Genomic DNA, 25,596 nt, shown 5'->3' with positions numbered 1-25,596 from the left:
AGTCATGGCACAGGGAACCGTCAAGTGGTTCAACGCCGAAAAGGGTTTCGGCTTCATCCAGCAGGACGGCGGCGGCCCCGACGTCTTCGCCCACTACTCGAACATCCAGTCGCAGGGCTTCCGTGAGCTCCAGGAGGGCCAGCGGGTCTCCTTCGACGTCACGCAGGGCCAGAAGGGCCCGCAGGCGGAGAACATCGTCCCCGCCTGATCGCCGGACGCGTATCCGCTCACCGGGGTCCGCACCGTCGTGGTGCGGACCCCGGTTTGTGCTGTTCCCAGGAAGGCAGACAACTGCATGTCCCGTAGGCCCCAGAAGCCGAACCGGCGTACCTCCTCACCCCCTCCCCCCACGTCGTCGCCGAGGGAATTCCGGCTACCGGAAAGCACGACACCCGCACTTCCCGCCGTCGAGGACTTCGCCGGTCTGGACATGCCCGCGGGGCTGCTGAAGACCCTCACCGCCCAAGGGGTGACCACCCCCTTCCCCATCCAGGCCGCCACGCTGCCCAACTCACTGGCCGGCCGTGACCTGCTGGGACGGGGACGCACCGGCTCCGGCAAGACCCTCGCGTTCGGGTTGGCGCTCCTGGCCCGCACGGCCGGACTGCGCGCGGAGCCCAAGGCACCCCTCGCCCTCGTACTGGTGCCCACGCGTGAACTCGCCCAGCAGGTGACGGACGCGCTGACCCCCTACGCGACGGCGGTGAACGTCCGGCTGGCCACCGTGGTCGGCGGGCTGTCCATCACCAAGCAGGCCGGTGCGCTCCGGCGCGGCGCCGAGGTGGTCGTGGCGAGTCCCGGCAGGCTCAACGACCTCGTGGAACGTGGGGACTGCGTGCTCGACCAGGTACGCATCACGGTGCTGGACGAAGCCGACCAGATGACCGACATGGGCTTCCTGCCGCAGATCACCAAGCTGATCCAGCAAGTACGGCCCGACGGGCAGCGCATGCTCTTCTCGGCCACCCTGGACCGCAACATCGACCGCCTGGTGCAGCGGTTCCTGACCGACCCCGTAGTGCACTCCGTGGACCCGTCCGCGGGAGCGGTGACGACCATGGAGCACCACGTGCTCCACGTCCAGGACGAGACCGACAAGAAGGCCGTCACCACGCGCATCGCGGCCCGTGACGGCCGGGTCATCCTCTTCCTCGACACCAAGAGGTCCGCCGACCGGCTCGCCAAGCGGCTCCTGTCCGTCGGTGTCCGCGCGGCGGCACTGCACGGAGGCCGCTCCCAGCCGCAGCGCAACCGCACCCTGGAACAGTTCAAGAGCGGCCAGGTCACCGCGCTGGTGGCGACGAACGTCGCGGCCCGGGGCATACACATCGACGACCTCGACCTCGTCGTGAACGTCGATCCCCCCACCGACCACAAGGACTACCTCCACCGGGGCGGCCGCACGGCCCGCGCCGGTGGCTCCGGCAGCGTGGTCACGCTGGTCCTACCTGCCCAGAAACGGGACATCACCCGGCTCATGTCGGACGCGGGCATCCGCCCCCGGACGGCCCGCATCACGTCGAGCGACGCGGAACTGGCCACCATCACCGGCGCCCGGGAGCCTTCCGGCGTGCCCGTCACCATCGAGGTGCCCCAGCCGGCGACACCGACGGCGTCCCGTCCGGACGGGAAGACCGGCACCAGGCCCGGCAGGCCATCGCGCCGCCGCCAACCCGGGAACGGCGGTGGGGGCCAAGCGACGACAGGTGCTGCAACCAGGACGGGGAGCCGGGACTCCGACCGCCGGACCACGGCCGAGAGGAGAGCGTCCGGTGGCAACCCCGCAACCGGCGGGCGCGGTTCTGCTCGCCGGGCGGAACCCGGCGCGGCCACGGGCGGCGCCGCCGGAGCGGGCGGCCGCAACTCCGCCCGCCAGTCCGCTGCGCGCAAAGGCCGACTGCATCCTCGGTGAGGAGGGCGGCAGCCCGGTGGCGGGCCTGGGCGATCCAGGAACCGTCTCGGGCAGTGCCGTTGACTCCGTGTGAGCCGACGGCGTCCACCACAACGTCCGCCTGGCGGAGGCCGAAGCCTGCGTCCTGGTCCTGGGCTGCGTGCGCGCTGACGGTTCCACGGAGCTGGTCGCGCTCAGGGACGGCTACCGCAAATCCGGCGAGTCCTGGGCCGACTAGTCCTTCGCCTTCCGGGCCGAACCGCCCACCGATCGAGCGCGCGGGGCCGTTCGCATCGTCCGGAGGTTCCGCCCGGCACCTGACACCTTTTGGCGACGCCGTCCACCAAGGGGCGTCAGTGGTGGTGGCCGCGCCGACCGAGGGTCTCCACGGGGGTCGCGCCGGGGCGGGTCCACTGCGGCACGGGGCGGCTGGTCGGGCCCCAGGTGGCGTTCCCGTCCGCGTCCGAGCGCCAGGACCAGCACGGGCTGCGCCCCTCAGGCCAGCCCTCGGGGTTGTCCTCCCACGCTTCGCCGCGGCCGTAGGGCGTCATGTCGAGCAGGCCGAATGAGCTGTTGACCCGCTCGTTGCCACGGCCAGTCGTGGAGTAGGTGAGGAACACGCGGTCGCCGTCACGCAGGAAGCAGGTGAGGTACCCCATGCTGCCGCCGACCGGCGCGTCCACGTCGCGCACCGAGTACCAGGGCTGGGTGCAGCCCATGAACTCGACGTAGGAGGCCACCTCGTCCCAACGGCCCGTGGTCAGGATGGCGAACGACACGCCCCGGGCGTTGAGGTAGACGGCGTCCTTCAGGTGCCAGGCCGTGGTGGTGCAGCCCTCGCACTGCCCCTGGTGCGGCGCGCCGTCGTACCACATGTGCTTGTAGACCACGAGCTCGTCGCGGCCCTGGAACAGGTCCAGGAACGGGACCGGGCCGTCGGGTCCGACGACCTCGAGCGTCCCGCCGAGCTCCACCATCGGCAGCCGACGGCGGGCCGCGGCGATGGCGTCGCCCTCGCGGGTGTGGGCCTTCTCGCGGACCAGGAGCTCGTCACGGGCGGTCTGCCAGGTGGCCAGGTCCACGACGGGCGGGCGGCCGGGCAGCGCGGTGGTCGGGTCGTCCGGCGTGGTCGTCATGGCGTCCTCCCTGGTGTCTCGTGCCGGGCAGCGCGCACGGCGTTCTACGACGGTCACCAGAACAGACTCGCGACCAGGCCGGAACTCATCGCAGCGGGGGCGCTCCCCTCCCGCACGCGGTGGTGCGGCACCCTCGGCCGAGCCCGTACGGACCACCTCGGGCTGCCAAGTCCGCGGACCCGCGTACCAAGGTGCAGGTGTTCTGCGAGTAACACCGCCACGGTGCCGGCCGCCCGCCGGGACCACGGGGTCGGGCGGCCGTCCGACCGGGCGCGGCCCCGCGTGTTCGACTGGCTGGGTTGAGACGATCTTGCGGCGGGACGGTCACGGGCTGACTCATGACGGTGGCCGGTTGGCTCGGTCGTCGTTGGTCAGGTCCGCAAGCGTCCGCTTTCTGCTCCACGATCAGCTGCCCGGGCGGCCCCGTCCGGTGGCAGTTCCCGGCCGGGCCTCGGAGAGCATCGGTGTGATCGGAGGAGTCAGGGCCACACCGTCACATCTACGCGGTGTCGCCTGGCCTCGCGTGCTGAGCCCCTCGTATGGCCGCGCATGGCGGTGCTGGTTGCCTGGTCCCCCCTGCGTACCCCGTATATCTCCCAGGGCAGGTCGGCCCGGCAGCTGCGCGCGCAAGTACTGGCACAGCTTGTCGACGGCGACAGGGATGCCGGCCCAAGTCCGGCGGGTGTGTTCAGCCTGCGGCACCCGGACCCACCGGGCAGCGACCCGTGGACGCGTGGGCTGATGACGCCGGATGAGATTTCCACTGCCGCGGTGTGTGCGGAACGCGAGTGGGTAGGCACACCGACCTGATGCTTCTGTTCACAAGGCGACATTTCCCGCATCTCGAGTGGCTCGAGCTTCACGAGCTGGTTCGCTCGCAGCCACTGATCGGTGGGCCGCGCAAGGAGGAAAGATCATGAAGAAGCTGATGCGTCGTATCGCGACCACGGGCGTTTCTGCCGCAGTCGCCGGAGGCGCTGTGTTCGCCACCGGCGGCTCGGCGATGGCGGCTTCTCCTCAGACGCCGGGCCGTCTTCCTGGCCGGACCGCCGCGGTCGCCACCGGCCACAGCTACTCCCATCACCGCACTGCCCACCGGCAGGTGGATCCCTGGGTCGCGGGCCAGGTTGCGATGTTCGAGCCCGCGGCCGCCAAGCGCCTGGCGGTGTACGACCCCTGGGTCGAGAACCAGCTCGCGCAGTTCTACCCCGCTACCCGATAGGACCAGCTGACGTTCCAGGGGCCGAATGAGTGTGACCGCCTGCGCGATCGAGGCAGCAGTGCCGGGGATCGCCCCGCGGAGTCTTCTCGATCCGCGAGCCTGCGCTCACTGGATCGCCCGGGCATCGCGGGTAGGCGGCCTCGGCCGGCGGGGCCGTCAGGCAGGCGGCCAGCTGCGCAGGGCCATGTCGGCCACCTGCTGCAGGTCGTCACGTGTAGCACCGCTGGCGGCTTGGACGGCGATGCCGTTCGCCACGGTCATGACGTAGCGGGCGAGCAGTCCGGGATCGGTGCCGGGGGGCAGGTCGCCTTCGTCGACGGCTTGCTGGAACCGGTCACGGAGGAGGGAAATGGCCTCGTTGCGCCAGGCAATGAGGGCGTCGCGGGCGCTGCGTCCCGGGTCACCGGCGGCTAGGGAGCCTTGGACGCCCAGGCACCCGGTGGGGCAGCCCGGGCGCGTGGTCGCCCGAACGGAGCCGCTCAGGAACGAGGTGGCCACCTGCCGGGCGGTCGGCTCCCGCAGGGCCCGGGCCCCGTACGAGGCGGGGCCTTCCGTATAGCGCTCCAGGGCCTTGCGGAACAGGTCCTCTTTGTTGCCGAAGGCCGCGTACATGCTGGTGCGGGTAATGCCCATGGCTTTGGTCAGGTCGGTGAGGCTGGCGCCTTCGTAGCCCTGTTCCCAGAAGACCCGCATGGCGCGTTCGAGGGCCTCGTCAGTGTCGAAACCCCTCGGTCGGCCGATTGGCGCCTTCTGCCGCGTCTCCATGCCATCGATCATACGTCTTCCGTACCGGTCGGTGCAGATGTGCTACGGTCCTTTTCGGTACCGATCGGTACCGAACTCTGTGGAGGTCGTGCACATGGGACAGCTCGAAGGCAAGACCGCCGTCATCACCGGCGGCAGCACCGGGATCGGCCTGGCAACCGCCGTCCGGCTGGCAGCCGAGGGCGCGCACGTCTTCATCACCGGCCGGCGCAAGACCGCGCTGGACGCGGCGGTGGAGATCATCGGCCCGGCGAAGGCCACCGCCGTGGTGGGTGATATCTCCGACCTCACCGACCTGGATCGCCTGTACGACACGGTCCGCGCCCGGGGCCGGGGCCTGGACGTGGTCTTCGCGAACGCGGCGAGCGCCTCGTTCGCGACACTGGAGCAGATCACCGAGCAGCACTTCGACCAGACCTTCGGTGTCAACGTGCGCGGCACGCTGTTCACCGTGCAGAAGGCACTGCCTCTGCTCAACGACGGCGCATCCGTGATCCTGAACTCCTCAGTCCGCGCCGGTGACGGTGTCGCGGCGTTCGGCACGTATGCGGCCTCCAGGCGGCAATCCGGTCCTTCGCCCGGACCTGGGCCAACGAGCTCAAGGACCGGAACATCCGGGTCAACGCGATCTCCCCGGGCACCATTGACACTCCTGGACCCCGAGCCGTCGCGACGAGGTACGACAAGAGGGCCTACGTTTTCCACGGCACTGTCACTGTCGAAACAATCCGTCTCTGGCTGCGGGCGTGACTTCCGGGAGCGGCGGTGGTCAGCGTTGCCAGAGGAACGCGGCCTCGTCGCAGGGTTGGCAGGTGAAGATATAGCCGCGGCCCCCGCCACCGAAGTTCGCCGAGGCGGCGAAGTCATAGCCCTCTTGTAGCTCGGCCGTAAACGCCATAGGGGTTGTGCAGGAAGGACAGTCGGGCGTCTCGTCACCCTGGAGCCAACCAGGTTCGCCGCCCACCCGTCCCAGCACCCGTTCCTCGGTGGGTACGTCAGCGGGGTGGAGCCGCAGCGCGGTGATCGCGCCAAGGAGCGTCTCGCCTTCGGCGGGAACAGCGGCCGGGGAGAGGTTGCCGCTGAACAGGAAGGCATGATTGCCACCCGCAGTGGCATCCCAGTCGTCGCACATGCCAGGGTCGTTCTGGCAGAAGAACACCGCAACGACGCCGACTTGCAGGGGCAGATGCGCGAGAAACTGCATGGCCCCGCCGCACTCCCGGCACATCGGCCAGAGAAATCCGCCGGGCACGAGCGGGACGCCGCCAGTACGTGGCTCGGGCGCGTCAGCGGTGGTTTCCCCCTCGTAGATCAGGAGCATGGCCACAGCCTAGGTCCATTCCTCCAAGCCAGAGAGCGAGGGCTGGTGCCAGCAAGATGCGCCGGACAGGTCCTAGCGGCAGTGGCGGGCGGTACCCCCTTGATCTGGGGATGGCGCCGCCTTGGGCTGCATGCCAAGCCCACTGGTGACAGCGCCGGGCGAACAGGCGGGAGGGGAGATCGTGATTCTCTCGGCTCGCGTCAGCGCCGGGAACTACTGTCGTGAGCATGGTCGAACATGATGCCCTCAGTACCACCCGCGAGGCCTACGACGCTGCTGCCTCAACGTATGCGCAGCTGTTCCGTGACGCGCTGCGTGACAGGCCCCTGGACCGCGCGATCTTGAGTGTCTTCGCCGAGGTCGTAAGTGCGAGTGGAGACGGTCAGGTCGCGGACCTGGGGTGCGGACCTGGCTATATCACCGCGTATCTGGACGAACTGGGGCTGGCGGTGTTTGGCGTTGACGCCTCTCCTGCAATGATCGAATTGGCTCGACAGGCCTATCCGCGCTTGCGGTTCGACGTGGGCTCGATGGCCGCATTGAACATCGCTGACGGCGTGCTGGGCGGCGTACTGTCACGTTGGTCCATCATCCATACTCCGCCGCAAGAACTCCCCGTCATCTTGGCTGAGTTCCACCGTGTGCTGGCGCCTGGCGGCCACCTTCTGGTCGGCTTTTCGGCAAGCGAAGATCCGTCTCACCCGACGCAGGTCTTCGATCACGCAGTCGCGCCGGCCTATCGGTGGTGGCCTGATCACCTTGCCGCGCTGCTGCGCGAGGCGGGGTTGGTCGAGGTAGCCCGGATGGTTCGCGAGCCTCAGCCCACCGACCGACGGCAGTTCCAGGAGGTTCAACTACTCGCCCGCAAAGCCTAGGCAGGCGCTGTCCGATCGAACCCATGACCGGGTCCGACCTGCCGGACGGGAGCCGTCAGGCCCCAGGCGGCGACTCATGATCAAGGCTCACCCCTCCGTTCGAGCTCCGGTGGTCGAAGGAGGGGACTTCCAGGAACACCTTCGATGACCTGCTACTTCACCGCTACGACGGCACGGTCCACCGCATCCACGACGAGCGGAACGCCGTCATCGCTGCCCATATCCGCCGGCGGACCCATCCTGTGGTCCCCCGGGAAACACAGGCCGGCCTCAACTCTGACACTGCCCGACGTCCGCCGGCAGCGGCTGCTCATCGAACTGGGCGAGGACCGTTGCTGTCACATGATTCCGCCGTTGGCGCGGATGACCTGGCCGCGCAGCTCGCGGGCGAGGACCATGGTGACCGCCTCGACCGCGCCCTTGCTCGCGACGTAGGCCCCGTACCGGGGGAAGGCCATGCCCACCTGGGACGTGGAGAACGTGATGATCGCCCCGCCGGGGCGCACCGTGCGGGCGGCCTGCCGGGCGACGACGAAGGTCCCGCGGATATCGGTGCGGTGCAGCGCGTCCAGTTCGGCCAGGTCCAGTTCGGCGATGGGCGCAAGACTCATTCGGCCGGCGCCGTGGACGACCACGTCGACGCCGCCATATGTGGACTCTGCGGTGGCGAACAGGGCGGCCACGTCCTGTTCGTCGGCGACATCTGCCCGGACGGCGACCGCCCGGCCGCCGTCCGCGGTGACCTCCTTGACGGCGGCCTCGGCCAGATCCCGGTTGCCGGCGTAACCGACCACGACGGCGAACCCGTCGGCCGCCAGACGGCTCACCGTCTGGCGACCGATCCCCCTGGAACCGCCGGTGACGACGGCTACACAGGGGTGGTCCGGGCCGTGACCGGGCGTGGCCCGGCTGTCCGTCGGGTTCGAGGAGGACAAGGACATGAAGACTCCTGCACGAGATGCCGGATGGGCTGCCACGACGGATGGATCGTGGGCGTGGGGCGTGGGCGTCGTTGCCGACGGCTCCCTGCTTGCGTCTCCAGCGTGCGTGTGTGGTCGCCCGTCAGCCAGGGCCGTCCCAACCCAGGGGTTGTCACCCCCTGGATCGCACATCACTGGGAGGGACGACAGGGCGTGAACGCTTCCGAACTGCCGCGTTTCTGAGGTCCCGGCGCTACCGGGTCCGCCCGTCCGATGTTGGTTTGCCCACTGGTTCGCGGCGCCTTCTCCGAATACGGGTCCAGCCTGCTTGGTTTGCGCGAGAGGCGAGCGAGGCCGCCTTTCGCGTCGGGTCGGCGACGGCTAGGGTTTGGGCGCAGCGAGTCACCCAGGAGGAGCTGAGACATGGTCGGTCTTCCGAGCGCGCGTTGACGTTGTAGGCCGTGACCAGCCTGTCATCGCGTGCCGCCCTTGATGTTGCGGCATAGCGAGCCTTCCCCTGCCTGAACCGTCGGCGCACCTTTTATGTGCTCGGTGGCGGGCCTCGTTGTCGGCAACACAAGGGATTCCCGTGCCGTCCGCTTCCTCCGCTGTGTCAGATTCCGGTCGACCTGTTCCGCCGAGCCTGTGGCGGGACGTCGACTTCCGCAGACTCTGGATGGGTCAGACAGCCTCCCAACTCGGTGAACACGCAAGTCTGGTGGTTCTGCCGCTCTTCGCCGTCCTGACGCTCCACGCCAGTGCCGGCCGGCTGGGCGTCCTCCGCGCGGTGGGGCAGGCGCCGATCCTGTTGCTCTCGCTCTTCGTCGGCGCGTGGGTGGACAGGTGGCGCACCCGCACGACGATGGCGCTCACGGACATCGGCCGGGCCTTGGCCCTGGGCGCTGCCGCCATGGCCGGCCTCTTCGGCCGGCTCGGCCTGCCCGGCCTGCTTGCGCTCGCCTTCGCCGTCGGGGCCCTGTCCGTGTTCTTCGACGTGGCATACCAGGCCTCTCTCGTGCGGCTGGTGGAACGCGACCAACTGGTGCGAGGCAACAGCGCGCTCGAGGGCAGCCGGTCCGCGGCGCAGATCGGCGGTCCCGCTCTCGGCGGTGCGTTGGTGTCCCTGCTGTCGGCGCCGATTGCCGCCGCCTCCAGCGCGCTGTTTTTCGCGCTGTCGTTCCTGTCGATCCGGCGGATCCGCCGAGCCGAATCGATCCCGGAGCGCCCGGAACACCCCCCTCGGGTCTGGCAGCGGATTCATGAGGGCCTGCGTTTCGTCGCCGGCGATACCGTGCTTCGGACCGTGTGCCTGGCCTCGGCCGTATTCCAGTTCTCCTTCGCGGCCATGATGACCGTCTATCTGCTCTTCCTGCCGCGGGAACTGCATCTGTCGGGCACCGTCGTCGGGCTGGCGCTCACGGCGGTGGGACCGGGCGCGCTCTTGGGCTCGCTGCTGGCCGCCCGCCTGCCGAGCCGGTTCGGTCATGGCACGGTCCTCGTGTGCGCGGCGGCGCTCGGCGACAGCGTGTTCCTGTGTGTGCCCGCGCTGCACGGCTCCTCTGCGGTGACGGTTCCCGCGCTCCTTGGGGTCGGCTTCGTGTTCGGGGGCGGCGGCCAGTTGGTGAATGTCACGGTCATTGCCGTCCGGCAGGCCGTCACTCCGGACGGGATGCAGGGCCGGGTGGCCGCGACGATCACGTTCGTCGGCATGGGGTCTACCCCGCTCGGTTCTCTGGTCGGCGGATTTCTCGCGGAGGAGTGGGCGCCGCGCACCAGCGTCCTGGTGACGGCCGCAGGCATGATTCTGTCCCCAGTGGTGATGGCATTGTCCCCGCTCGCACGCCTGGGACGGGAGCTTCCGGCCTCGCACGACGCGCCGTCGACGGCCGCGTGTCGTCCATCCCACCCTGGGCGTCACTGAGTTGGACCGCCACAGCCTGATCAGCGAGAACGGCCGCCAGCGCCTGCTGTGGTTCGCCGCTCCACCCGGCAGCGAAGGTGCGAATCGGTCGATTGCCGGGCGCCCCCTCCCACCCGACTCCCGCAGCACCACAGATCCGCCAAGCACGCTCTTGAAAGGAAACACCTGCACACCATGACCGTTGCACACCTCCGTACGGCACGACCGGCTGACTTCGGCACCGTCACCGGCACACCCGGCCTGCCCGCCGAATTCGACAGGGTCTTCTCCAGCCGGTACGTCGACGTGGGCTCAGTACGCCTGCACACCGTCACCGGAGGACAGGGACCTGCCCTGTTGCTGATCGGCGGCTGGCCGCAGTTCTGGTACCAGTGGCGTCACGTCATGCTGCCGCTCGCCGAGCACTACACGGTCGTCGTCGCCGACCCGCGTGGCACCGGCCTGTCCGACAGACCACGCACCGGGTACGACTCCGCGACCTGCGCACAGGACTTCCACCGGCTCATGAACGTGCTCGGCCATGACCGGTTCCCTGTCGTCGGCCACGACATCGGCATGCGGACCGCCTGCGCCATGGCGGCGGACACACCGGGCCGCATCCGGGTAAGCACACTTCTGACGACTGTCCGGCGTACCGTGCCCGCATGGAGCAACGAGAAATCATGCAGCGGGTCGTCGGCATCCTGACCGAGGCGCTGGAGATGCGACGCCAAGCCCGCGAGAACCGCGACGGTGACGTCACACAGAGTGAAACGGTCTCCGCGTTGCTCGAGGAGATGCTGCCGCGCATCGAGCTGCGCGCCGATGCGAGCGCCCACGAGGTGGCGACTGCCGTAAGCGAGCAGCTGGGGCCGGCCATCGTGCAGATCGCCTCAGCGTTCGCGCTGGCCTTCGTCCAGCTCGCCGAGATCCACGACGGCGGGCGCGCCGACGTCTCTGCTGCGGACGTTCTGCAGTCGATCTCCCTGCACTTCGAGACCGAGGCAGGACAGTAGAACGGTCGCGGTGCGGATGTTGGTCCAGGGGCGGGTGCCGGCGCCTGCTGATGCGTTCATCGACTGACGCATGCGAATATCCACCGGGCGCCGGCGATCGCTGGTTGATGCGACCGCGCCGGCCGCGATCATCTTCGTGGGTGCCTCAGGCTGCACCTGGCGGCAGCTGTCGCCGGCTTCGGTCGTCCAAGCCCACCGTCCCCACGCTTTGCCCAGTCGAGCCGGGGCCGTGTCTGGGCCCGGCTGCACCGTGTCCTCCTCGATGAGCTCGGCGCCCGCGGCGAGCTGGACCGGTCGCGGTGCACGATCGACTCCGTCAGCGCGAGGGCTGGCAGCAGCCCTGTTGGTGCGTCCTCCAGCGCGCGCACCCGCTACCTGCGCTTCCCGCCGTTCGGAGCGTGAAGCCGGGGAGGGCGAAGGCTCGCACGAGGTTCGGGTGTGTTGCCGTTGCTGTCGGGGGTGGTGGAGGCGCCCGGCTCGGGGGTCTGCGGCTTGTCGGCAGCGAGTTGGACGGTGAGCAGCGGGGGCGAGGCGGTGCCGGCGAGAGCGCCGGTCATGGCATCGCGCCAGATGGGACCAGGGGTGTCGGCGCCGAAAACCTCCTTGTGGAACACGCCGCCGATGGTGATGTTCGTCATGGGGACGTTGTGGGACGGGCCGCCGACCCAGACCGCGCCGGCCAGGTTCGAGGTGTAGCCCACGAACCATGCCGCCCAACGATTGTCGGTCGTACCGGTCTTGCCCGCGCTGTCGCGGTCCTTCAGGCCTGCCTGCTGGCCGGTACCGTCCTCGACCACGCCCTTGAGGAGCGTGTTGATGGTCGCGGCGGTCTTCGGGGACATCGCTTGGCTGCATGAGGTCTGCGGTACCGGCAGCGACTTGCCGCTCGCGTCGGTGATCGATTCGATGGCCATAGGCGTGCAGTAGACGCCGTTGTCGGCGAAGGCGGCGTAGGCGGAGGCCATGGTCAGCGGGCTCACTTGCTGTGTGCCCAGCGTAATGGAGGGGACCTGCTGAAGCGGGGCGCCGTTCGCCTGGTGCACGCCGAGCTTCTGCTCCATCTGGACCACTGGGCAGATACCGATGTTGCCGATGAGCTGGACGAAGTAGGTGTTGACCGACAGGGCCATCGCCTTGTTCATGTTCATCGGGCCGACTTCCGACCTGTCCTCGTTCGACAGTGGTGGGTCGGTGGGATTGCGTACCCACGGTCTGCCGCAGGTGCTGACCGGACTCGGATAGTCCATCGAATACGGAGCCGGCAGGACGGTGTTGGGGTCGGTACCGCCGTCGATCGCCGCCGCAGCGGTGATCGGTTTGAACGTCGAGCCCGACTGGAAGCCGGTCCCGCCGCCCATGTCGTGGTTGACGCTGAGGTTGATCTGTGTCTCGTCCGTGCCGAAGCCGTACGGACGCGACTGGCCCATCGCGAGGATCTTGCCGGTGCCGGGCTGGACGAGGGTGACGGCGGTGGCGACGGGGTCGGTCTTGTAGACATGCTGGGTGATGGCGGCCTGGACGGCGTCCTGGGTCTTCGGGTCCAGGGTGGTCTTGATGGTCAGGCCGCCGGTGTTCCAGCGCTGGGCTCGGTCTTCTGCGGTCTTGCCGAAGACGGGGCTGTTGAGGAAGACCTCGCGGACGTAGTCGCAGAAGAAGGCGGCGCCGCGGACGGCGGTGATGCAGCCGTTCCTGGGGGCGGTGGGCTTCAGTCCGAGGGGCTGTCGCTCGGCGGCGTCGGCCTGCGCCTGGGTGATGTCGTGCACGTCGGCCATGCGCTGCAGGACTATGTCGCGGCGGGTGCGGGCGGCCTGGGGGTGCTGGATGGGGTCGTACAGCGTGGTCCCGTTGACAACGCCGGCCAGGAGAGCGGCCTGCGGCAGCGTGAGGTCCTTGGCGTGTGCGCTGAAGTAGCGCTCGGAGGCCGCCTCGATGCCGAAGGACTGCTCCCCGAAGGGCACGATGTCGAGGTAGTTCTGCAGGATCTTTTTCTTACCGAGTTCCTTCTCGACCTGGATCGCGTACTTGAGTTCCTGGATCTTGCGGCCGAGGGTCGGCGAGGTGGCCTGGGCCACGGCGTTCGGGTCGTCACCCGCCTCTTCGACGAAGACGTTCTTGACGTACTGCTGGGTCAGCGTGGAGGCGCCCTGCTGAGCGCTGCCCGCCTGCGTGTCCCTGACGACCGCGCGGATCACGCCTTTGGGATCGATGGGGCCGTGCTGCCAGAAGCGGGCGTCCTCGATGGCGACGATGGCCTTCTGCATGACCGGGCTGATCTCGCTGAGCGGGACCACGGTGCGGTCTCGGGAGTAGACGGTCGCGATGAGGTCGCCGTCGGCGTCCACGATGTGTGAGGCCTGGCTCAGCGGCGGACGCTTGAGGTCACCCGGCAGGTCGTCGAAACCGGTCGCGGCGCCCTTCGCAGACAGGCCGATCGCGCCGGTGGCCGGCAGTGCGATACCGGCCAGCACGATTCCGGACAGCGCGCTGATACCGAGAAACTTCAACGCCTGCATGGCCGTCGCTCCCGACGACCTGACTGATGACCGCCGCCGCCTGGACCGGGACCCACCCGAACGCATGTAACCCATGCGGGGCAGCGTACGACGCGACTCTATGGCGCACTCCCGCAGCCTCCTCTGTCAGCGAGGGCCCGGCATGATCCAACGAGAGGCTCTAGCCGTCGTGCCGTCGTTCATCGACGCAAACGATGGGAAAGGCTTTGCTCTCGCATGGTCGAGGGATATGGCCAGCCAGGTTACTCGCCCGTACGATCCCTGGCACTCATAGAGAACACCCTGATGAAGGAGTTGCTGTGGCCCCCGGAAGGCGTCGGTTTCTCCCCGTACTGTCCGCCATGGCAGCCGTACTCGGCCTCGCGAGTCCGTCCGCTGAGCACGCCGCGGCGGCGACGGCCTGCCCACTCGGCCTCAGCGTCTCGGCTCAGGTGTCCCCGCCTGGTGGGAGCCCCTACACCGTGTGCTCCGGCGTCGTGCCGAGCTTCGACGGCACACCACTGGACGTGGACGTCTCCCTACCCCCGGACAGCTCAGGACCCTTGCCGTTGATGGTCATGCTCAATGGCTGGGGCCACGACAAGACGGACTTCGAGTCCACCACCCCGGCGGGCAACGACGCGAACACCTACCACTGGAACAACGCCTGGTTCACGGGAAAGGGCTTCGCCGTCCTCAACTTCACATCGCGTGGCTTTCACCGCTCCTGCGGCAAGGACCCGGCGACCGGGTACACCTACGCCACCGATCCGGCGTGCGCGGGCCGGGCCGGCTGGACCCACCTCGCCGACCGACGGTGGGAGGTGCACGACACCCAGTTTCTCGTGGGGCTGCTGGCCGACGCCGGGATCGCCGCACCGGACAAGGTCGTGACGACCGGTGACTCCTACGGCGGCGGCCAGAGCTGGCTGCTGGCGATGTCCCAAAACAAGGTGATGCAGCCCGACGGCACACTGGTGCCCTGGACCTCACCGAAAGGGGTACCGCTCCATCTCGCCGCCGCCATCCCGCAGTACTCCTGGACGGATCTCGCGCAGGCACTCATCGACAACGGAAGAGGCTCCGACGGCCTGTCAGGGGCGCCGGGCGACGGGCCTCATGAGGATCCGGTGGGCGTCGCGAAGGAGAGCTATCTGGACGGTCTGTACGCGCTCGGCGCTGAGTACGGCCAGTACGCCGCCGACGACCCCACCGCGGACATACCGGGATGGCATGCGCGGATCACCGCCGGTGAGCCGTACGGGAACGATCCGTTGATCAACCAGATCGTCCGGCAACTGACGGACTACCGCTCGCCGTACGACATGCCCGTCCCGCCGGCCTCCGCCCGGATCCCCGTTCTCAGCATCCAGGGCACCACCGACCCGCTGTTCCCCGCCGTTCATGCGGCGCAGATGGTGAACAAGCTGCAGGCAGCGGCCCCCGGATATCCGGTGTGGACGTTCTACGGAGATCTCGGACACTCGTACGCCGACAACCCCCACCAGGTCTGGGTGACCGCCAACGACGAGGCCAACAACTGGCTCGACGCGGTGCTCGCCGGTTCTCAGCCGACCACTGCACGGACGACTCTCAGTACCACCGCCTGTGTGCCCGGGCAGACCAACGCCACACTGACCGCCGACCGCCTCTCCCAACTGGCGACCGGAAGCTGGACCTTCACCGGCTCGACCGGCGCGGTGACCACGAGCTCCATCCCCGGCGGAACGGAGGCAGCCGCCGTCGACCCGATCGCCAACTCCGGCTGCCGCACCACCCCGACGCGGTCCGACCGGGGCGTGGCGGGCTGGGTCTTCGCCCCGCCCTCACCCGGCATCATCACCGGGTCGCCCGTCGTCCATGTGACTGCCACCCTGCAGGGTGGCGACGCCGAACTCGCGGCGCGGCTGTTCGACATCGACCCGGTAAGCGGCACCCAGACGCTCATCACCCGGTCGGTGTACCGCGTCACCGGTTCCCCCGGAAACGTGCAGCCGCTCGCCTTCGAACTGTGGCCGGCCGGGTGGCAACTCCAGTCGGGACACCGGCTGAGGCTGGAACTCACCCAGAGCGACGCCCCCACCTGGCGGCCGGACAACGAGACGTCGAGTCTGACACTGAGCGCTCCGGTGCTGACCGTACCGGTGCGGACGTCATAGCGTGAGACATCTCTGGCTCAGGCCACTGGGACGGCCTGGTCGATCAGCTCCGTTCCCCGCGGCCTCCCCTCGGATGCCGTGCTCGCCCCCGGGGGCAAGGCCCTGCATTTCACCGTGGCCATTGCCAACCCCAACCTGACCACCCATGCCGATACCTCGCTGGTGGTGTCGATGGGTCACTGCTCCTGCGTCGACACCCCGACAGGCGAGGCGCCGCAGGGCACTTTGCAGGAATGGCGTCCCGCGACCGGAACATGGGACAGCGTCCAGTATGTGACAGAGGGAACTGGCATGGACTTCCTCTCGCGGCCCCAACAGACCGCACTGTCCCTCGGTCCGCACACAAGCAGCTCATTCACCTTTCACGTCAGGTTCAACGCCACCCAGCCCAACCCCGTCCATGAGGGGCAGGTCATGTTGGACGCCTCACTGCTCTCACGCGAACAGCGACTGCTCAGCCCCTCCTCCGCCACCTCTGCCACGCTCCGGGTCAAGGCGCATTGACCGCGCGGTGTCGGCCGTTGAAGCTGAAGGACATCGCCCGCCCAGCGTCTGCAGGGGAGGGCACTGCCGGATGCCGGGGGCGGCAAGCCAGGGGCGGCCGGGGCGCAGCGGCTGCGCCCCGGCCGGTCAGACCACCAAGCGTTGTCCGCCGTGCGGACCGGCTTCGCAGTAGATGGCGCGGGCCGATGAGGGGCGCTTGACCGCCTCCGTCCGCGTCCGCACCCCTCGGCCGGAGACGCCGCCGGACGCCGTTTCCCGCACCTCCGTCAGGTTCGCTCACGGCAGGATGGAGTCTACGTATCCGCCGTCCACCCGAAGTGCGCCACCGGTGGTGGCCGAGGCCTGGTCGGAGCTGAGGTAGACCACCATGTTGGCGATCTCCTCCGGCTCGATCAGGCGCTGCAGCAGCGACTGCGGCCGGTGCTCGCGCATGAAGACACGCTGGGCTTCCTCCCAAGGCAGGTCGCGGTCGACGAGTTTGTAGACGAAGTCCTCGACGCCTCCGGTGTGGGTGGGCCCGGCGATCACGGAGTTCACCGTGACGCCCGTGCCGGCGGCCTGTTTGGCGAAGCCCCGGCCCACCGCGAGCAGCGCGGTCTTCGACATGCCGTAGTGGATCATTTCCGCGGGAATGGCGACCGCCGAGTCGCTGGCGATGTACTGGATGCGCCCCCACCCCCGCTCGGTCATGCCCGGGAGGTACAGGCGAGTCAAGCGTACGGCGGCCAGTACGTTCACCTCGAAGTAGTGCCGCCACTGTTCGTCGGTGATCTTCAGAGGATCCTCGGCGCCGAAGATGCCCAGGTTGTTGACGAGGATGTCCACCTGCGGCAGGACTTCCGCGGCCTGGCGAGCACCCTCCTCGCTTGTCACATCCGCCGCGACCGGGACCAGCTCCGCCCCGGGCACCTCCTGTGCCAATTGGGCGATGCTGTCGTCCACGCGCTGCGGGGTACGGCCGTTGACGCCCACCCGGGCCCCGGCACGAGCCAGACCGGCGGCGATCGCCGCGCCGATGCCCTGTGTGGAGCCGGTGACCAGTGCCGTGCGGCCTTTCAGATCGATCTGCATCATCCCAGCCCTTTCATGTGTGGTCCCGTACAGGTACCCGTACCGGCACCTCGACGTGAGAAGTTCAGGCCTTCAGCGCCTGGACGGCCGCATCGGCGAAGGAGTGGTCCTGTTCCGGAGCTCCGCCGCCGACGCCGAGAGCTCCGATCAGCCGGCCGTCACGGTGGACGGGCACTCCGCCGGCGATGAACAGCAACGGGCGGTCGAGGGCGGTCGGCAGGGTGTGGAAGAGGCCGCCGGGCTGGACGGCGTCGACCAGATCGGCCGTGGGAGCGTTCAGCTGCAGAGCGGTGTACGCCTTCCGCGTGCTGGTCTCGCCTGCGATGAGAACGGCCCGGTCGTCTCGTCGGAAGGCGAGCATGTGGCCGCCTGCGTCGAGGACGGTGACGGCAACGGGGACACCGGCAGTTTCGGCGGCCGAGCGCGCCGTGTCGATCAGGAACTCGGCGTCGCCGACCGTGAGCGGAGCGACGGCGGTGGCAGGGATGGTCATGAGGAACGGTCTCCAGATGGTGCTTGACGGGCCCGACTGCCCGCAGGGAACGAACGGATCGCGACAGGTGGCCGTGCCCTCGCCGCATTCGGCAGCGGTGCGGACCGGCCGCCCTTCGCGCCCACATTAATTGCACACGCTGGTTATTTCAAACGCCTCTTATGAGCCAACGCAATCACCTCGCGCCGCCACTCGCCAGGCGCGCACGAACACCATCGCCGTGGGTCAAGTCGCCGACGTGAAGCCCCGTATGCGCCGTGAAGGCGCACTGCATGGCGAAGACGGCGGCGTCATCGGCCAGAGCCCCGTCGGCGTGGGCGCGAAGGCCCTGCTCCACGCGCTGCACCAGTGTCGACGACGTACGCGTAGCCGGAGGCGGACACAGACGTCGGCCGATGACTACTGCGGGAATTCGCGGCGGTCGTCAAGGTGCCGGTTGCCTGCTCCGGCGCGGCGGAGACAGCGCTGACGCGCCCGTTCCGCAAGAGCCGCCAGAGCGAAGACGCAGGCGACGACGTCCCTGAGCGACCGTGAGTACGATCTTGCCCTGGATATGCCCTCGGGCAGCGCGTTCGCGCGCCGCCCGGGCATCCGCAAGCGGAAACGTGCTGTCGATCGCGGCGCGAACCGTGCTCGCGTCGAGCAGGCGTCCCACTTCAGCGAACTGCGCGCCGTTCGAGCCGACCTGGATGCCCGAGACCGTGACGCCCAGCTTCGATCACGGGGTTCTGTCTTCGGTCATGGCCTGGGTGCCGATGACGTTGAGGAGCCTGAGCCGGTCGGCGGCGTCGCTGCCGGGAGCGGCGGTATGGGCGACGATCCGCAGATCGCTGCCGGGAGCAATGAGCACGTCACAGTCGACGGTGAATGTGCCGATGCCAGGGTGATGGACGGTCTTGGTGTCCGACTCGTGGACGCCCACGATGCCCGTGTCCCACAGGCGTGCGAAGTCGGTGCTGACACTCCGCAGGTCCTTGATCATGGAGCGCAGGCCGGCATCGGCCGGGTAGCGGGCGGTCGCCGCCCTGAGATCGGCGACCACGGCCGCCTCGAACCGGGCCTCCTGCTCGGGGGTGTGGCTGACCCGGCTGGGCAGGCCGGCGAAGTGCCGCCAGACGATGTTGCGCTCGCGTCCGTGCAGCGCGCATGCGTCTCCGAACACGGCAGCCCACAACGGGTTCCACAGAATCAGGTTCCATGCGGCGTCATGCACGCTCAGCGGTGAGCCGTCCAGTTGGTCGAGCAGCCTTCGGACCCCTGGTGGGATGTACGCGGACAGCTGCCCGGGGCCTGGCGCCGGCTGGCCCGCGAGGAGATATCAGGTATTCGCGCTCGGCTGCCGACAGCCGCAGGGCGCGGGCCAGCACGGAGAGGACCTGCGCCGACGGGGAGGTGGCCCGGCCCTGTTCAAGGCGGGTGATGTAGTCCACCGACAGGTTGGCGAGCTGTGCCAGTTCCTCGCGGCGCAGCCCGGCGGCCCGACGTACTCCGCCCGTGGGCAGTCCGACGGTTGCGGGGGCGATCCGGTCCCGCCAGCCGTGCAGGGCTCTGCCCAGTTCCCTGGATTCACTCATCGTCCCAGTATCGCGCTGCCCTGCCCGGACAGCCTGGTACTGCCAGTCCAGTGGCTGAGGCGGGCACTGCCTGTCCCTGCGCTGCGGGGGGAGGGTGGAGGCGTCACCACCCCACCGAGCACGGAGTGCACACATGACCACCACATTGATCACTGGAGCGAACAAGGGCCTGGGCTTCGAGGCCGCCCGCCGCCTGATCGAGGCCGGGCACACCGTCTACGTCGGGGCACGCGACGCACACCGAGGCCGGGAGGCGGCCGAGAGGCTCGGCGCCCGGTTCGTTCGGCTCGACGTCACCGACGAGGATTCCGTCAAGGCTGCCGCCGAATTCGTCCGCGCGGACGCCGGCGGCCTCGACGTCCTGGTCAACAACGCCGGGATCGTGGGTGCGCGTAAGTCGGTCGGCGAGGTCACGGGGGCCGACATGGTGACCACGTACGACACGAACGTCTTCGGCGTCGTGCGCGTCACGCACGCCTTCCTGCCACTGCTGGAAGCAAGCAACGCCCCGGTCGTCGTCAACGTCGGCAGCGGTCTGGGCTCGCTGGCGGCAACCTCCGACCCCAGCCGGGTGGAGTTCCACGTAACGGCGCTGGACTACAACTCCTCCAAGACCGCGCTGGTCATGATCACCGCGCAGTACGCCAAGGCTTTCCCCGCCATCCGGTTCAACGCCGTCGACCCCGGCTACACCGCCACCGACCTCAACGGTCACACGGGCACACAAACCATCGAGGAGGGCGCGGAGATCATCGTCCGCATGGCCTCGATCGGCGCCGACGGCCCGACCGGCGGCTTCTTCGACAGGACCGGCCCGGTCGTCTGGTAGCGATCCGGTCGCTGATGCGTTGACTCGATGACGACGTCCGCGTCTGCGGCGGCGTCGAGGTCGGTGGTCGCAGCCCAACGGACGGGGCGGGGCGTAAGCCGGCCGCTCAGGCAACAGCGCGGCGAATTGGTCCCAGAGCGGTTCGGTCAGCATCGGCGGCCTCGGCTCCGTATGTTCCAGCAAGGGTGTACTCGACGCGGGGCGGGACGCTGGGGTGGGCGGTCCGCTCGGCGAGGCCGTCGCGCTCCAGTATGCGCAGGTTCCTGGTGAGCATCTTGTGGCTGATGCCCTCGACCCGGCTTCAACGCACACTCTCCTACGGTCTTCGCCGGGCAGGTCGCCTGGGACGCGGAAGGGGTCACGGTCGGCGAGGATGACCTCGCTGCGCAGGTTGAGCGGTGCCACCTCAACATCGCCACCGCACTGGGCGAGGCCGGCGGTTCCTTCGACGACGTCGCCAAACTGACCTTCCACGTCGCCGACTGGACTGCCGACAAGATGCCCCCGCTCATGGAGGGAATCTCCCGGGCCGCCGCGAAGCAGGGGGTCACTCCGGTGCCGCCGACCACGCTGATCGGCGTCGCGGCGCTGGACGTGCCCGAGCATCTGGTCGAGATAGAAGCCACCGCAGTCCTCGACTGAACACGTGCCACTGAGCGCCGAAGCGGCCGGCCCTTCGACCTCACCGCGCCAGCCTTCGTCCATCGCGCGTTGGCGGCGGCCACGGCGACGACGCCGCCCCGGGGGATCCGCACCCCGCCCAGTTCCAGGTCCTCGGCCGCGTACCGGTTCGTCGTGCGCTCGACGGAGGTGTCGTAACGCAGGAACTCCTCGATCGCGTTGGGCAGGAGCCCTGGGTCGTCCCGCTACAACCGCACCTGGTCGGGGTGCTGGAGGAGGGGCAGTACGGCGTTGCCCAGGAGGTTGACCGTGGTCTCGTGGCCGGCGATGACGAGCGCCTGACCGCCGAACTGGAGAAGCGGAGCTGGATGTTCCAGGCCGAGAACCGGGTCTGAAGGCTGTGGGGGGTGGTCCCGTGACGAGGGAACCGCCCGCACGGGTACATGTGCACGGCGTCCGGGGCACACGGCTGTTTCACCGGCGGCGGCGCGCCCGCAGAGCCGCTGCCCTGACGCGGTTCCCGCAGGTTCGCATGGCGCACCACTCCCGCCGGCGGCCCCCGGGAGCGATCGAGGTAGACCTGTGTGCAGTCGGGGTGTCCGCACTCGCGCAACAGCGCCGCTTCGCAGCCCGCGATGACCTCGACCGCCTCGCGGGCGAGGTCGGTCAGGGCCTGGGAGGCGTACCGTGACGGCTCGCTGGGGCCCCAGGCGCGTCGCCACCGGGGGTCCGGCGGCCCGCCGGTTCGCCGCGGTGACCGCCCCGGCGGGGAGGGGGACACCGTCGAGACGGGCCCGGACCGGTAAGTAGATCGCCTCCCGCCGTTCCAGGGCCGCGCGCAGGTCGGCCTCGTCGCATCCGGGCTCCTCGTCGAGGAGCCCGGCCTGCACGAACCAGGAGTCGAGCAACTCCGGGGAGCCGATCCGCTCGTCGGGAGCCGGTCCTCGACGCGCCTGCAAGGGGCCCACGAAGTCGAAGGCGATCGTGCCGCACGGAAACACATGTCTCACATGGACCTCCTGGCTGGTGACTGGCCACCCCCCTCCTCAGAGCAACCGCCTTGACAGGTGACGCGGATACGTGGGAACGTCTCGTCACCGGTCAGAGCAGTTACTTTTGGTGAGGAAGACCCATGGCAATCGTACGGTTCCATTTCGTCTCCACGCTCAGCCCTAAGGACGTGCTGGGGGTGCTGACCGACTTCGGCCCTTCCCGCGCCGAGGCCTGGCCCACGATCGACACCGAACACTTCGAGGTCCACGACCTCGGTGACACCTGGGCCGAGGTCACCGAGGGCACCGCCGCCGCCTGGGAGCGCGCGCGTTACGAGTGGGAACCGGGCGGTGACACGGTCACCATCACCACCCTCGACTCCAAGCTCTTCGGAGGCGGCGGCGGCTGGGTCTTCCGCATGACCCCCGAGGCCGACGGCACCCGGGTCGACATCGAGCTGACGCGGCAGCCGAGCACGCTCAAGGGAAAGATGCTCGCCGCACTGCTCCCCCTCGCCGCTCCCCCGTCCCTGCGCAAGTCCTTCGCGGGACCCCTGCAGGCCAAGTGAGCCATCCCTGACCGACCGCTGGAAGCGGCAGCCGCGAGCCGGAGACGGCGAGCCGCACGAAGGGCCGGTCGCCGGCCGTGGGTGCGGGGTGACGGCCTCGGTGGGCGCGCCGTGCGGCACCGGCCGCTCGCCGCTTTCATCACCGGCACCGGCACCGGCACCGGCAGACAATTGACTTACGTCACATCCCCCGAAGTCCGTAGGACACGTCCCGGCGCCGCCTTTGCGTCGACGCAAGCCGCGCGGAGGCCACGCACCGGCGCGGGCGTTCCGTCAACTGCCCCGTTCGGGCCTGTGCTTCGACCGTCAACTGACCGATGTGCGGGTCCCGCCCCCTGGCGAAGAGTGGTGGACGCAGACTTCGTCCCACGGAGGGGAACTCCTGCCATGCATCGTGATCAGTCACCACTGCGGCCGCGTTCGGCGCCCGAGCTCGTGCCGTCGCTGTTGCTCGGCCTCGACCAGATGCTCGACGAATTCACCCGGCTGCCGATGCGGGCGAAGTTCCGCTTCGACCCGGACACGCCCGCGGTGATCACGGTCGAGTTCCTGGCGGAACGGGGGCCCAATCTCATCTGGCACATCGGCCGTGAACTCCTGCACCGCGGAGTGACGTCGATGAGCGGGTGCGGCGACGTGCGGATGTGGCCGACCCTGCCCGGAGAGCGGCCCTCGTCGTGGCTGCTTCTGGAGTCCGAGGAGGTGGAGGCCCTGTTCGAACTGCCCACCGCGCCGCTGACGGAGTGGCTCGACGCCACCTACCGGATCGTCTCGGCCGAGGCGGAGATGGACGGCCTGAACCGGGACGGGTTCCTCAGGGAACTGCTCGACGAACCGGCAGCGCCGTCCGAATGACCGCCTGTCCGGCGAGCGGGCGGGACTTGCTTCCCATTACGTCACCTATCAAAGTGGTGACGCACAGGGTTGCCGTCGTCGGCCCGGTGAATGTTCATGGGCACACGTGTGCCGCCACGGGCGCCCGACGACAACGCTGTGCGGCAAGCCGCGAGTGCGGCGGACGAGGAGGAATGACGTGAGGACCAGCAACCCGATCTTCTCCTGCTGGGGCGCCACCCGTGACGCAGGCCCGGCGGGCGGGTATCACCGCGAGCCGGTGGGCGCCACGGTCGACGGCAGCCCGGCCGGCGACTACCGGACCAACCCCTACGCCTCCCCCGCCGACACCGGCCTGCGCGCCGGCTCCACTGCGGTGACCACGGACGACGTCATCGTCCGCACCGCGACGACCCTCGGCACCGTGGCCCTGGCGACGGTGCTGTCCTGGCTCGTGCTGCCCGTCGACGAGGCGAACATCGGCCGGTCCTATGGCCTGGCCGTGGGCGCCGCCCTCGTCGCGTTCGTCCTGTCCATGGTCCAGGCGTTCAAGCGGACGCCGTCTCCGGCGCTGATCCTCGGGTACGCGGCGTTCGAGGGTGTATTCCTGGGCGTGCTCTCCAGCACGGTCTCGACGTACATCGCCCCGGGTGTGGTCGTTCAGGCGGTGCTCGGCACCTTCGCCGTGGCCGCGGGCGTGCTCATCGCGTACCGGATGCGCTGGATCCGGGTCACCCAGAGGTTCGCCGGGTTCCTCGCCGCCGCCGCGACCGGCTTCCTTCTGCTGCTGGTCGCCGACTCCGTCTTCTCCGTCTTCGGCGCGGGCAACGGCCTCGGCTTCCACAGCGGCGGCCTCGGCATCGTCTTCGGTGTCATCGGCATACTGCTCGGTGCGGCCTTCCTCGCCCTGAACCTCAAGCAGGTCGAGGACGCCGTCGCCTACGGCGCCCCGCGCGAGGAGGCCTGGCTGGCCGCCTTCGGGCTCACCACGACGCTCGTGTGGATCTACCTCGAGGTGCTGCGCGTGCTGACGATCTTCAACAGCGACAACTGAGTTCTCCGACGCCACAGGGGCATGCGCGGTGCGCATGCCCCTGTGGCGTGTGCGGACCCCCGTACCGGGCGGTCCTGAACTCCGCACCGGATCGGGCAGGTTCCCATGACGACGGCCCGAGCGTGCGCCGCCCGGGCACCCCCGGACCCCACGAGACCGCCAGAACGGGAGAGACGTCCCATGAGCTCCCACGAGCAGTGCCCGTATGAGGACGGCAGAGTGGACCTGGATCCGGCCTTCAAGGCGGACGCCCCTGACCGTACGCCCAGCTGCGGAAGCTCGGCCCCATAAGTTCCTGCGCTACCACACGTCCGTCGAGCGTGCGACGAGCCGCTACGCGGCGGATGATCTCGAACTGGGCGGGGTGCGCATCCCCGAGGCGGCATCGCCGTCGCCCTCGGATCGGCCGGGCACTGCGCCCCGCAGGCGAGGACACCGACCGCACCGTTCCCGACGTGACCTGCCGAGTGCCCGCCACATGGCCTTCCGGCACGGCATACACCACTGTCTCGGTGCCCCGCCGGCCCTGCCGGAGACCACCATCGCCCTGTGCGCCCTGCTCTCCCGCAACGCCGAACTTGAACTCGCCGTAGTGGTGGACTGGTTGGACTGGACGGGTCCGGCATCATCCGCGGTGTGACGTCCCTTCCGATGCGTTACCGCGTCGCCCGACGGTCCAAGTCCCGCCCTTACAACACGAAAATTCCGGCCCGCGCCTCGGGGCGCGGGCCGGGACGGCACCGGAAGGGGATCCGGGGTCAGACGGTCCTGGTGCGGAGCTGCCGGGACTTCCAGCACAGCAGCAGGGCCTGGAGGATGAACCACACCCCGCCGCCGGTGGCGTACACCGACAGCACGTCGAGCGAGGGATTGTCGCCCGCGGCCTGGATGTTGTAGAAGATGCCGACGACGAACGACAGCCCGCCCGAGATCAGGGTCGGCCACTGCTTGCCCAGCTCGGGGCCGCGCCGCCGCAGTCCGACGATCACCTGGGCGGCACCGGAGATGACGGCCCAGGCACCGAACACATGGAGCACCGGGGCCTCGCCGCCCACGCCGGCGATGCCGACCGCGATGGCGGCCAGCGTGCTGAGCACCCCGTTGAGCGCGGTGACCCGGCGCTCGTAACCGTCGGGGGTGGCACGATAGTCGATCAGCGAGGACACCGCGTCGATCAGCGGATAGACGACCAGCAGCGTGATCGCCACGGCGTCGACGTGCTCGTGGGCTCCGGCGAACGTCAGGGCCCACGCCACGGCGAGGACGCCGCGGCCCAGGTACAGCCTCAGCAGGGAGTTGCGCTCGCCCGTCGTCGCCGGGCTCGAAGGCGTCGCTGTCTGCGTGCTCATGATGGTTCG

At 69.2% G+C, this 25,596-nt stretch carries 23 protein-coding genes and 10 pseudogenes; 20 read left to right on the top strand and 13 right to left on the bottom strand.

What is annotated here, in order from left to right:
• Positions 1–4 precede the first annotated feature (4 nt).
• The 3 genes and pseudogenes from AB0N14_RS28990 to AB0N14_RS28980 form a co-directional block, all read left to right on the top strand.
• Complete coding sequence (locus AB0N14_RS28990; RefSeq protein WP_016578941.1) at positions 5–208, top strand: cold-shock protein; 204 nt, start codon at positions 5–7, stop codon at positions 206–208.
• Positions 209–295: 87 nt separating this feature from the next.
• A complete protein-coding gene (locus AB0N14_RS28985; protein ID WP_366028654.1) occupies positions 296–1,912 on the top strand; it encodes a DEAD/DEAH box helicase in 1,617 nt (538 codons plus the stop codon).
• Positions 1,913–1,988: 76 nt separating this feature from the next.
• Positions 1,989–2,126, top strand: a pseudogene (locus AB0N14_RS28980) (IS256 family transposase); the annotation flags it as partial.
• A gap of 118 nt (positions 2,127–2,244) precedes the next feature.
• Here AB0N14_RS28980 and AB0N14_RS28975 read toward each other — a convergent pair.
• Positions 2,245–3,027 (bottom strand): DUF899 family protein, encoded by a 783-nt coding sequence (locus tag AB0N14_RS28975; RefSeq protein WP_366028653.1) that lies wholly within the window; start codon positions 3,025–3,027, stop codon positions 2,245–2,247.
• Positions 3,028–3,943: 916 nt separating this feature from the next.
• On the opposite strand from AB0N14_RS28975, the gene AB0N14_RS28970 reads away from it, so the two are divergent.
• A complete protein-coding gene (locus tag AB0N14_RS28970; RefSeq protein WP_366028652.1) occupies positions 3,944–4,249 on the top strand; it encodes a hypothetical protein in 306 nt (101 codons plus the stop codon).
• A 156-nt stretch (positions 4,250–4,405) separates the two neighbouring features.
• On the opposite strand, the gene AB0N14_RS28965 is transcribed toward AB0N14_RS28970, so the two are convergent.
• On the bottom strand, positions 4,406–5,014 hold the full coding sequence (locus AB0N14_RS28965) for a TetR/AcrR family transcriptional regulator (RefSeq protein ID WP_366028708.1): 609 nt from the start codon (positions 5,012–5,014) through the stop codon (positions 4,406–4,408).
• 94 nt (positions 5,015–5,108) lie between these two features.
• Between AB0N14_RS28965 and AB0N14_RS28960 the strand changes: the two are divergent.
• Positions 5,109–5,764 (top strand): annotated as a pseudogene (locus AB0N14_RS28960) (SDR family NAD(P)-dependent oxidoreductase).
• 19 nt (positions 5,765–5,783) lie between these two features.
• On the opposite strand, the gene AB0N14_RS28955 reads toward AB0N14_RS28960, so the two are convergent.
• Entirely contained in the window at positions 5,784–6,335 is a 552-nt protein-coding gene (locus tag AB0N14_RS28955) for a hypothetical protein (protein WP_366028650.1), read from the bottom strand.
• Between the two features lie 227 nt (positions 6,336–6,562).
• On the opposite strand from AB0N14_RS28955, the gene AB0N14_RS28950 reads away from it, so the two are divergent.
• A complete protein-coding gene (locus AB0N14_RS28950) occupies positions 6,563–7,210 on the top strand; it encodes a methyltransferase domain-containing protein (RefSeq protein WP_366028649.1) in 648 nt (215 codons plus the stop codon).
• A gap of 362 nt (positions 7,211–7,572) precedes the next feature.
• Here AB0N14_RS28950 and AB0N14_RS28945 read toward each other — a convergent pair.
• Positions 7,573–8,151, bottom strand: a pseudogene (locus AB0N14_RS28945) (SDR family NAD(P)-dependent oxidoreductase); the annotation flags it as partial.
• A 622-nt stretch (positions 8,152–8,773) separates the two neighbouring features.
• Here AB0N14_RS28945 and AB0N14_RS28940 point away from each other — a divergent pair.
• The 5 genes and pseudogenes from AB0N14_RS28940 to AB0N14_RS28920 form a co-directional block, all read left to right on the top strand.
• Positions 8,774–10,051: an MFS transporter gene (locus tag AB0N14_RS28940; RefSeq protein ID WP_366028707.1), complete on the top strand. Its 1,278-nt coding sequence runs from the start codon at positions 8,774–8,776 to the stop codon at positions 10,049–10,051.
• Positions 10,020–10,229, top strand: a pseudogene (locus AB0N14_RS28935) (hypothetical protein); the annotation flags it as partial. The gene AB0N14_RS28940 and the pseudogene AB0N14_RS28935, both read left to right, overlap by 32 nt.
• On the top strand, positions 10,226–10,738 hold the full coding sequence (locus AB0N14_RS28930; protein ID WP_366028648.1) for an alpha/beta fold hydrolase: 513 nt from the start codon (positions 10,226–10,228) through the stop codon (positions 10,736–10,738). The pseudogene AB0N14_RS28935 and the gene AB0N14_RS28930, both read left to right, overlap by 4 nt.
• On the top strand, positions 10,696–11,046 hold the full coding sequence (locus AB0N14_RS28925; RefSeq protein WP_366028647.1) for a hypothetical protein: 351 nt from the start codon (positions 10,696–10,698) through the stop codon (positions 11,044–11,046). Before AB0N14_RS28930 ends, AB0N14_RS28925 begins: the two co-directional genes overlap by 43 nt.
• Positions 11,047–11,167: 121 nt before the next feature.
• Positions 11,168–11,376 (top strand): annotated as a pseudogene (locus AB0N14_RS28920) (IS5/IS1182 family transposase); the annotation flags it as partial.
• 41 nt (positions 11,377–11,417) lie between these two features.
• Here AB0N14_RS28920 and AB0N14_RS28915 read toward each other — a convergent pair.
• A complete protein-coding gene (locus AB0N14_RS28915) occupies positions 11,418–13,559 on the bottom strand; it encodes a transglycosylase domain-containing protein (RefSeq protein WP_366028646.1) in 2,142 nt (713 codons plus the stop codon).
• 341 nt (positions 13,560–13,900) lie between these two features.
• Between AB0N14_RS28915 and AB0N14_RS28910 the strand changes: the two genes are divergently transcribed.
• Positions 13,901–15,697, top strand: a complete 1,797-nt coding sequence (locus AB0N14_RS28910; RefSeq protein ID WP_366028645.1) for a CocE/NonD family hydrolase C-terminal non-catalytic domain-containing protein — start codon at positions 13,901–13,903, stop codon at positions 15,695–15,697.
• Between the two features lie 78 nt (positions 15,698–15,775).
• Positions 15,776–16,201 carry a hypothetical protein gene (locus AB0N14_RS28905; protein WP_366028644.1) on the top strand — a complete coding sequence of 142 codons (426 nt, stop codon included), beginning with the start codon at positions 15,776–15,778 and terminating at the stop codon, positions 16,199–16,201.
• Positions 16,202–16,477: 276 nt separating this feature from the next.
• Here the strand turns inward: AB0N14_RS28905 and AB0N14_RS28900 are convergent, their stop codons facing one another.
• From AB0N14_RS28900 to AB0N14_RS28890, 3 genes and pseudogenes are all read right to left on the bottom strand, one after another.
• Complete coding sequence (locus AB0N14_RS28900) at positions 16,478–17,272, bottom strand: SDR family oxidoreductase (protein ID WP_366028706.1); 795 nt, start codon at positions 17,270–17,272, stop codon at positions 16,478–16,480.
• A 64-nt stretch (positions 17,273–17,336) separates the two neighbouring features.
• Positions 17,337–17,765: a heme-binding protein gene (locus AB0N14_RS28895; protein ID WP_366028643.1), complete on the bottom strand. Its 429-nt coding sequence runs from the start codon at positions 17,763–17,765 to the stop codon at positions 17,337–17,339.
• Positions 17,766–18,288: 523 nt separating this feature from the next.
• Positions 18,289–19,339, bottom strand: a pseudogene (locus tag AB0N14_RS28890) (helix-turn-helix domain-containing protein); the annotation flags it as partial.
• A 133-nt stretch (positions 19,340–19,472) separates the two neighbouring features.
• Between AB0N14_RS28890 and AB0N14_RS28885 the strand changes: the two are divergent.
• Positions 19,473–20,168, top strand: coding sequence for an SDR family oxidoreductase (locus AB0N14_RS28885; protein ID WP_366028642.1), 696 nt, complete (start codon positions 19,473–19,475; stop codon positions 20,166–20,168).
• A gap of 54 nt (positions 20,169–20,222) precedes the next feature.
• Here AB0N14_RS28885 and AB0N14_RS28880 read toward each other — a convergent pair.
• Positions 20,223–20,321 (bottom strand): annotated as a pseudogene (locus tag AB0N14_RS28880) (IS5/IS1182 family transposase); the annotation flags it as partial.
• A gap of 28 nt (positions 20,322–20,349) precedes the next feature.
• Positions 20,350–20,463, bottom strand: a pseudogene (locus tag AB0N14_RS28875) (winged helix-turn-helix transcriptional regulator); the annotation flags it as partial.
• Between the two features lie 32 nt (positions 20,464–20,495).
• Between AB0N14_RS28875 and AB0N14_RS28870 the strand changes: the two are divergent.
• Positions 20,496–20,810 (top strand): annotated as a pseudogene (locus AB0N14_RS28870) (RidA family protein); the annotation flags it as partial.
• 245 nt (positions 20,811–21,055) lie between these two features.
• A complete protein-coding gene (locus AB0N14_RS28865) occupies positions 21,056–21,184 on the top strand; it encodes a hypothetical protein (RefSeq protein WP_366028710.1) in 129 nt (42 codons plus the stop codon).
• A gap of 79 nt (positions 21,185–21,263) precedes the next feature.
• Here the strand turns inward: AB0N14_RS28865 and AB0N14_RS28860 are convergent, their stop codons facing one another.
• Positions 21,264–21,323 carry a hypothetical protein gene (locus tag AB0N14_RS28860; RefSeq protein ID WP_366028705.1) on the bottom strand — a complete coding sequence of 20 codons (60 nt, stop codon included), beginning with the start codon at positions 21,321–21,323 and terminating at the stop codon, positions 21,264–21,266.
• A gap of 185 nt (positions 21,324–21,508) precedes the next feature.
• Positions 21,509–21,757, bottom strand: a pseudogene (locus AB0N14_RS28855) (ABATE domain-containing protein); the annotation flags it as partial.
• Between the two features lie 164 nt (positions 21,758–21,921).
• Here AB0N14_RS28855 and AB0N14_RS28850 point away from each other — a divergent pair.
• The 4 genes from AB0N14_RS28850 (at position 21,922) to AB0N14_RS28835 (ending at position 24,878) form a co-directional block, all read left to right on the top strand.
• Positions 21,922–22,350 carry a hypothetical protein gene (locus tag AB0N14_RS28850; protein WP_366028641.1) on the top strand — a complete coding sequence of 143 codons (429 nt, stop codon included), beginning with the start codon at positions 21,922–21,924 and terminating at the stop codon, positions 22,348–22,350.
• 387 nt (positions 22,351–22,737) lie between these two features.
• Positions 22,738–23,205, top strand: coding sequence for an SsgA family sporulation/cell division regulator (locus tag AB0N14_RS28845; protein WP_366028640.1), 468 nt, complete (start codon positions 22,738–22,740; stop codon positions 23,203–23,205).
• A gap of 178 nt (positions 23,206–23,383) precedes the next feature.
• The gene (locus AB0N14_RS28840) at positions 23,384–24,238 is read left to right on the top strand and encodes a Bax inhibitor-1/YccA family protein (protein WP_366028639.1); all 855 of its coding nucleotides are present in this window, start codon (positions 23,384–23,386) and stop codon (positions 24,236–24,238) included.
• Between the two features lie 478 nt (positions 24,239–24,716).
• Positions 24,717–24,878: a hypothetical protein gene (locus AB0N14_RS28835; protein WP_366028638.1), complete on the top strand. Its 162-nt coding sequence runs from the start codon at positions 24,717–24,719 to the stop codon at positions 24,876–24,878.
• Between the two features lie 118 nt (positions 24,879–24,996).
• Here AB0N14_RS28835 and AB0N14_RS28830 read toward each other — a convergent pair whose 3' ends face one another.
• A complete protein-coding gene (locus AB0N14_RS28830) occupies positions 24,997–25,587 on the bottom strand; it encodes a DUF308 domain-containing protein (RefSeq protein ID WP_366028637.1) in 591 nt (196 codons plus the stop codon).
• Positions 25,588–25,596: the final 9 nt, after the last annotated feature.

Source organism: Streptomyces sp. NPDC051104, from assembly GCF_040682835.1.
In the GTDB taxonomy this organism is placed as follows: Bacteria; Actinomycetota; Actinomycetes; order Streptomycetales; family Streptomycetaceae; genus Streptomyces; species Streptomyces cynarae.
Note: the sequence above shows the minus strand (reverse complement) of the source record. Positions and strands in the feature narration are given on the sequence as shown.

Excerpts from the sequence above, each read along its gene's own strand:
- AB0N14_RS28830 (WP_366028637.1), bottom strand. The coding sequence starts at position 25,587 with ATGAGCACGCAGACAGCGACGCCTTCGAGCCCGGCGACGACGGGCGAG.
- AB0N14_RS28835 (WP_366028638.1), top strand. The coding sequence starts at position 24,717 with ATGGCCTTCCGGCACGGCATACACCACTGTCTCGGTGCCCCGCCGGCC.
- AB0N14_RS28850 (WP_366028641.1), top strand. The coding sequence starts at position 21,922 with ATGGCAATCGTACGGTTCCATTTCGTCTCCACGCTCAGCCCTAAGGAC.
- AB0N14_RS28985 (WP_366028654.1), top strand. The coding sequence starts at position 296 with ATGTCCCGTAGGCCCCAGAAGCCGAACCGGCGTACCTCCTCACCCCCT.
- AB0N14_RS28970 (WP_366028652.1), top strand. The coding sequence starts at position 3,944 with ATGAAGAAGCTGATGCGTCGTATCGCGACCACGGGCGTTTCTGCCGCA.
- AB0N14_RS28955 (WP_366028650.1), bottom strand. The coding sequence starts at position 6,335 with ATGCTCCTGATCTACGAGGGGGAAACCACCGCTGACGCGCCCGAGCCA.
- AB0N14_RS28910 (WP_366028645.1), top strand. The coding sequence starts at position 13,901 with ATGGCAGCCGTACTCGGCCTCGCGAGTCCGTCCGCTGAGCACGCCGCG.
- AB0N14_RS28900 (WP_366028706.1), bottom strand. The coding sequence starts at position 17,272 with ATGCAGATCGATCTGAAAGGCCGCACGGCACTGGTCACCGGCTCCACA.
- AB0N14_RS28975 (WP_366028653.1), bottom strand. The coding sequence starts at position 3,027 with ATGACGACCACGCCGGACGACCCGACCACCGCGCTGCCCGGCCGCCCG.
- AB0N14_RS28845 (WP_366028640.1), top strand. The coding sequence starts at position 22,738 with ATGCATCGTGATCAGTCACCACTGCGGCCGCGTTCGGCGCCCGAGCTC.
- AB0N14_RS28930 (WP_366028648.1), top strand. The coding sequence starts at position 10,226 with ATGACCGTTGCACACCTCCGTACGGCACGACCGGCTGACTTCGGCACC.
- AB0N14_RS28950 (WP_366028649.1), top strand. The coding sequence starts at position 6,563 with ATGGTCGAACATGATGCCCTCAGTACCACCCGCGAGGCCTACGACGCT.
- AB0N14_RS28885 (WP_366028642.1), top strand. The coding sequence starts at position 19,473 with ATGACCACCACATTGATCACTGGAGCGAACAAGGGCCTGGGCTTCGAG.
- AB0N14_RS28925 (WP_366028647.1), top strand. The coding sequence starts at position 10,696 with ATGGAGCAACGAGAAATCATGCAGCGGGTCGTCGGCATCCTGACCGAG.
- AB0N14_RS28965 (WP_366028708.1), bottom strand. The coding sequence starts at position 5,014 with ATGGAGACGCGGCAGAAGGCGCCAATCGGCCGACCGAGGGGTTTCGAC.
- AB0N14_RS28990 (WP_016578941.1), top strand. The coding sequence starts at position 5 with ATGGCACAGGGAACCGTCAAGTGGTTCAACGCCGAAAAGGGTTTCGGC.
- AB0N14_RS28915 (WP_366028646.1), bottom strand. The coding sequence starts at position 13,559 with ATGCAGGCGTTGAAGTTTCTCGGTATCAGCGCGCTGTCCGGAATCGTG.
- AB0N14_RS28895 (WP_366028643.1), bottom strand. The coding sequence starts at position 17,765 with ATGACCATCCCTGCCACCGCCGTCGCTCCGCTCACGGTCGGCGACGCC.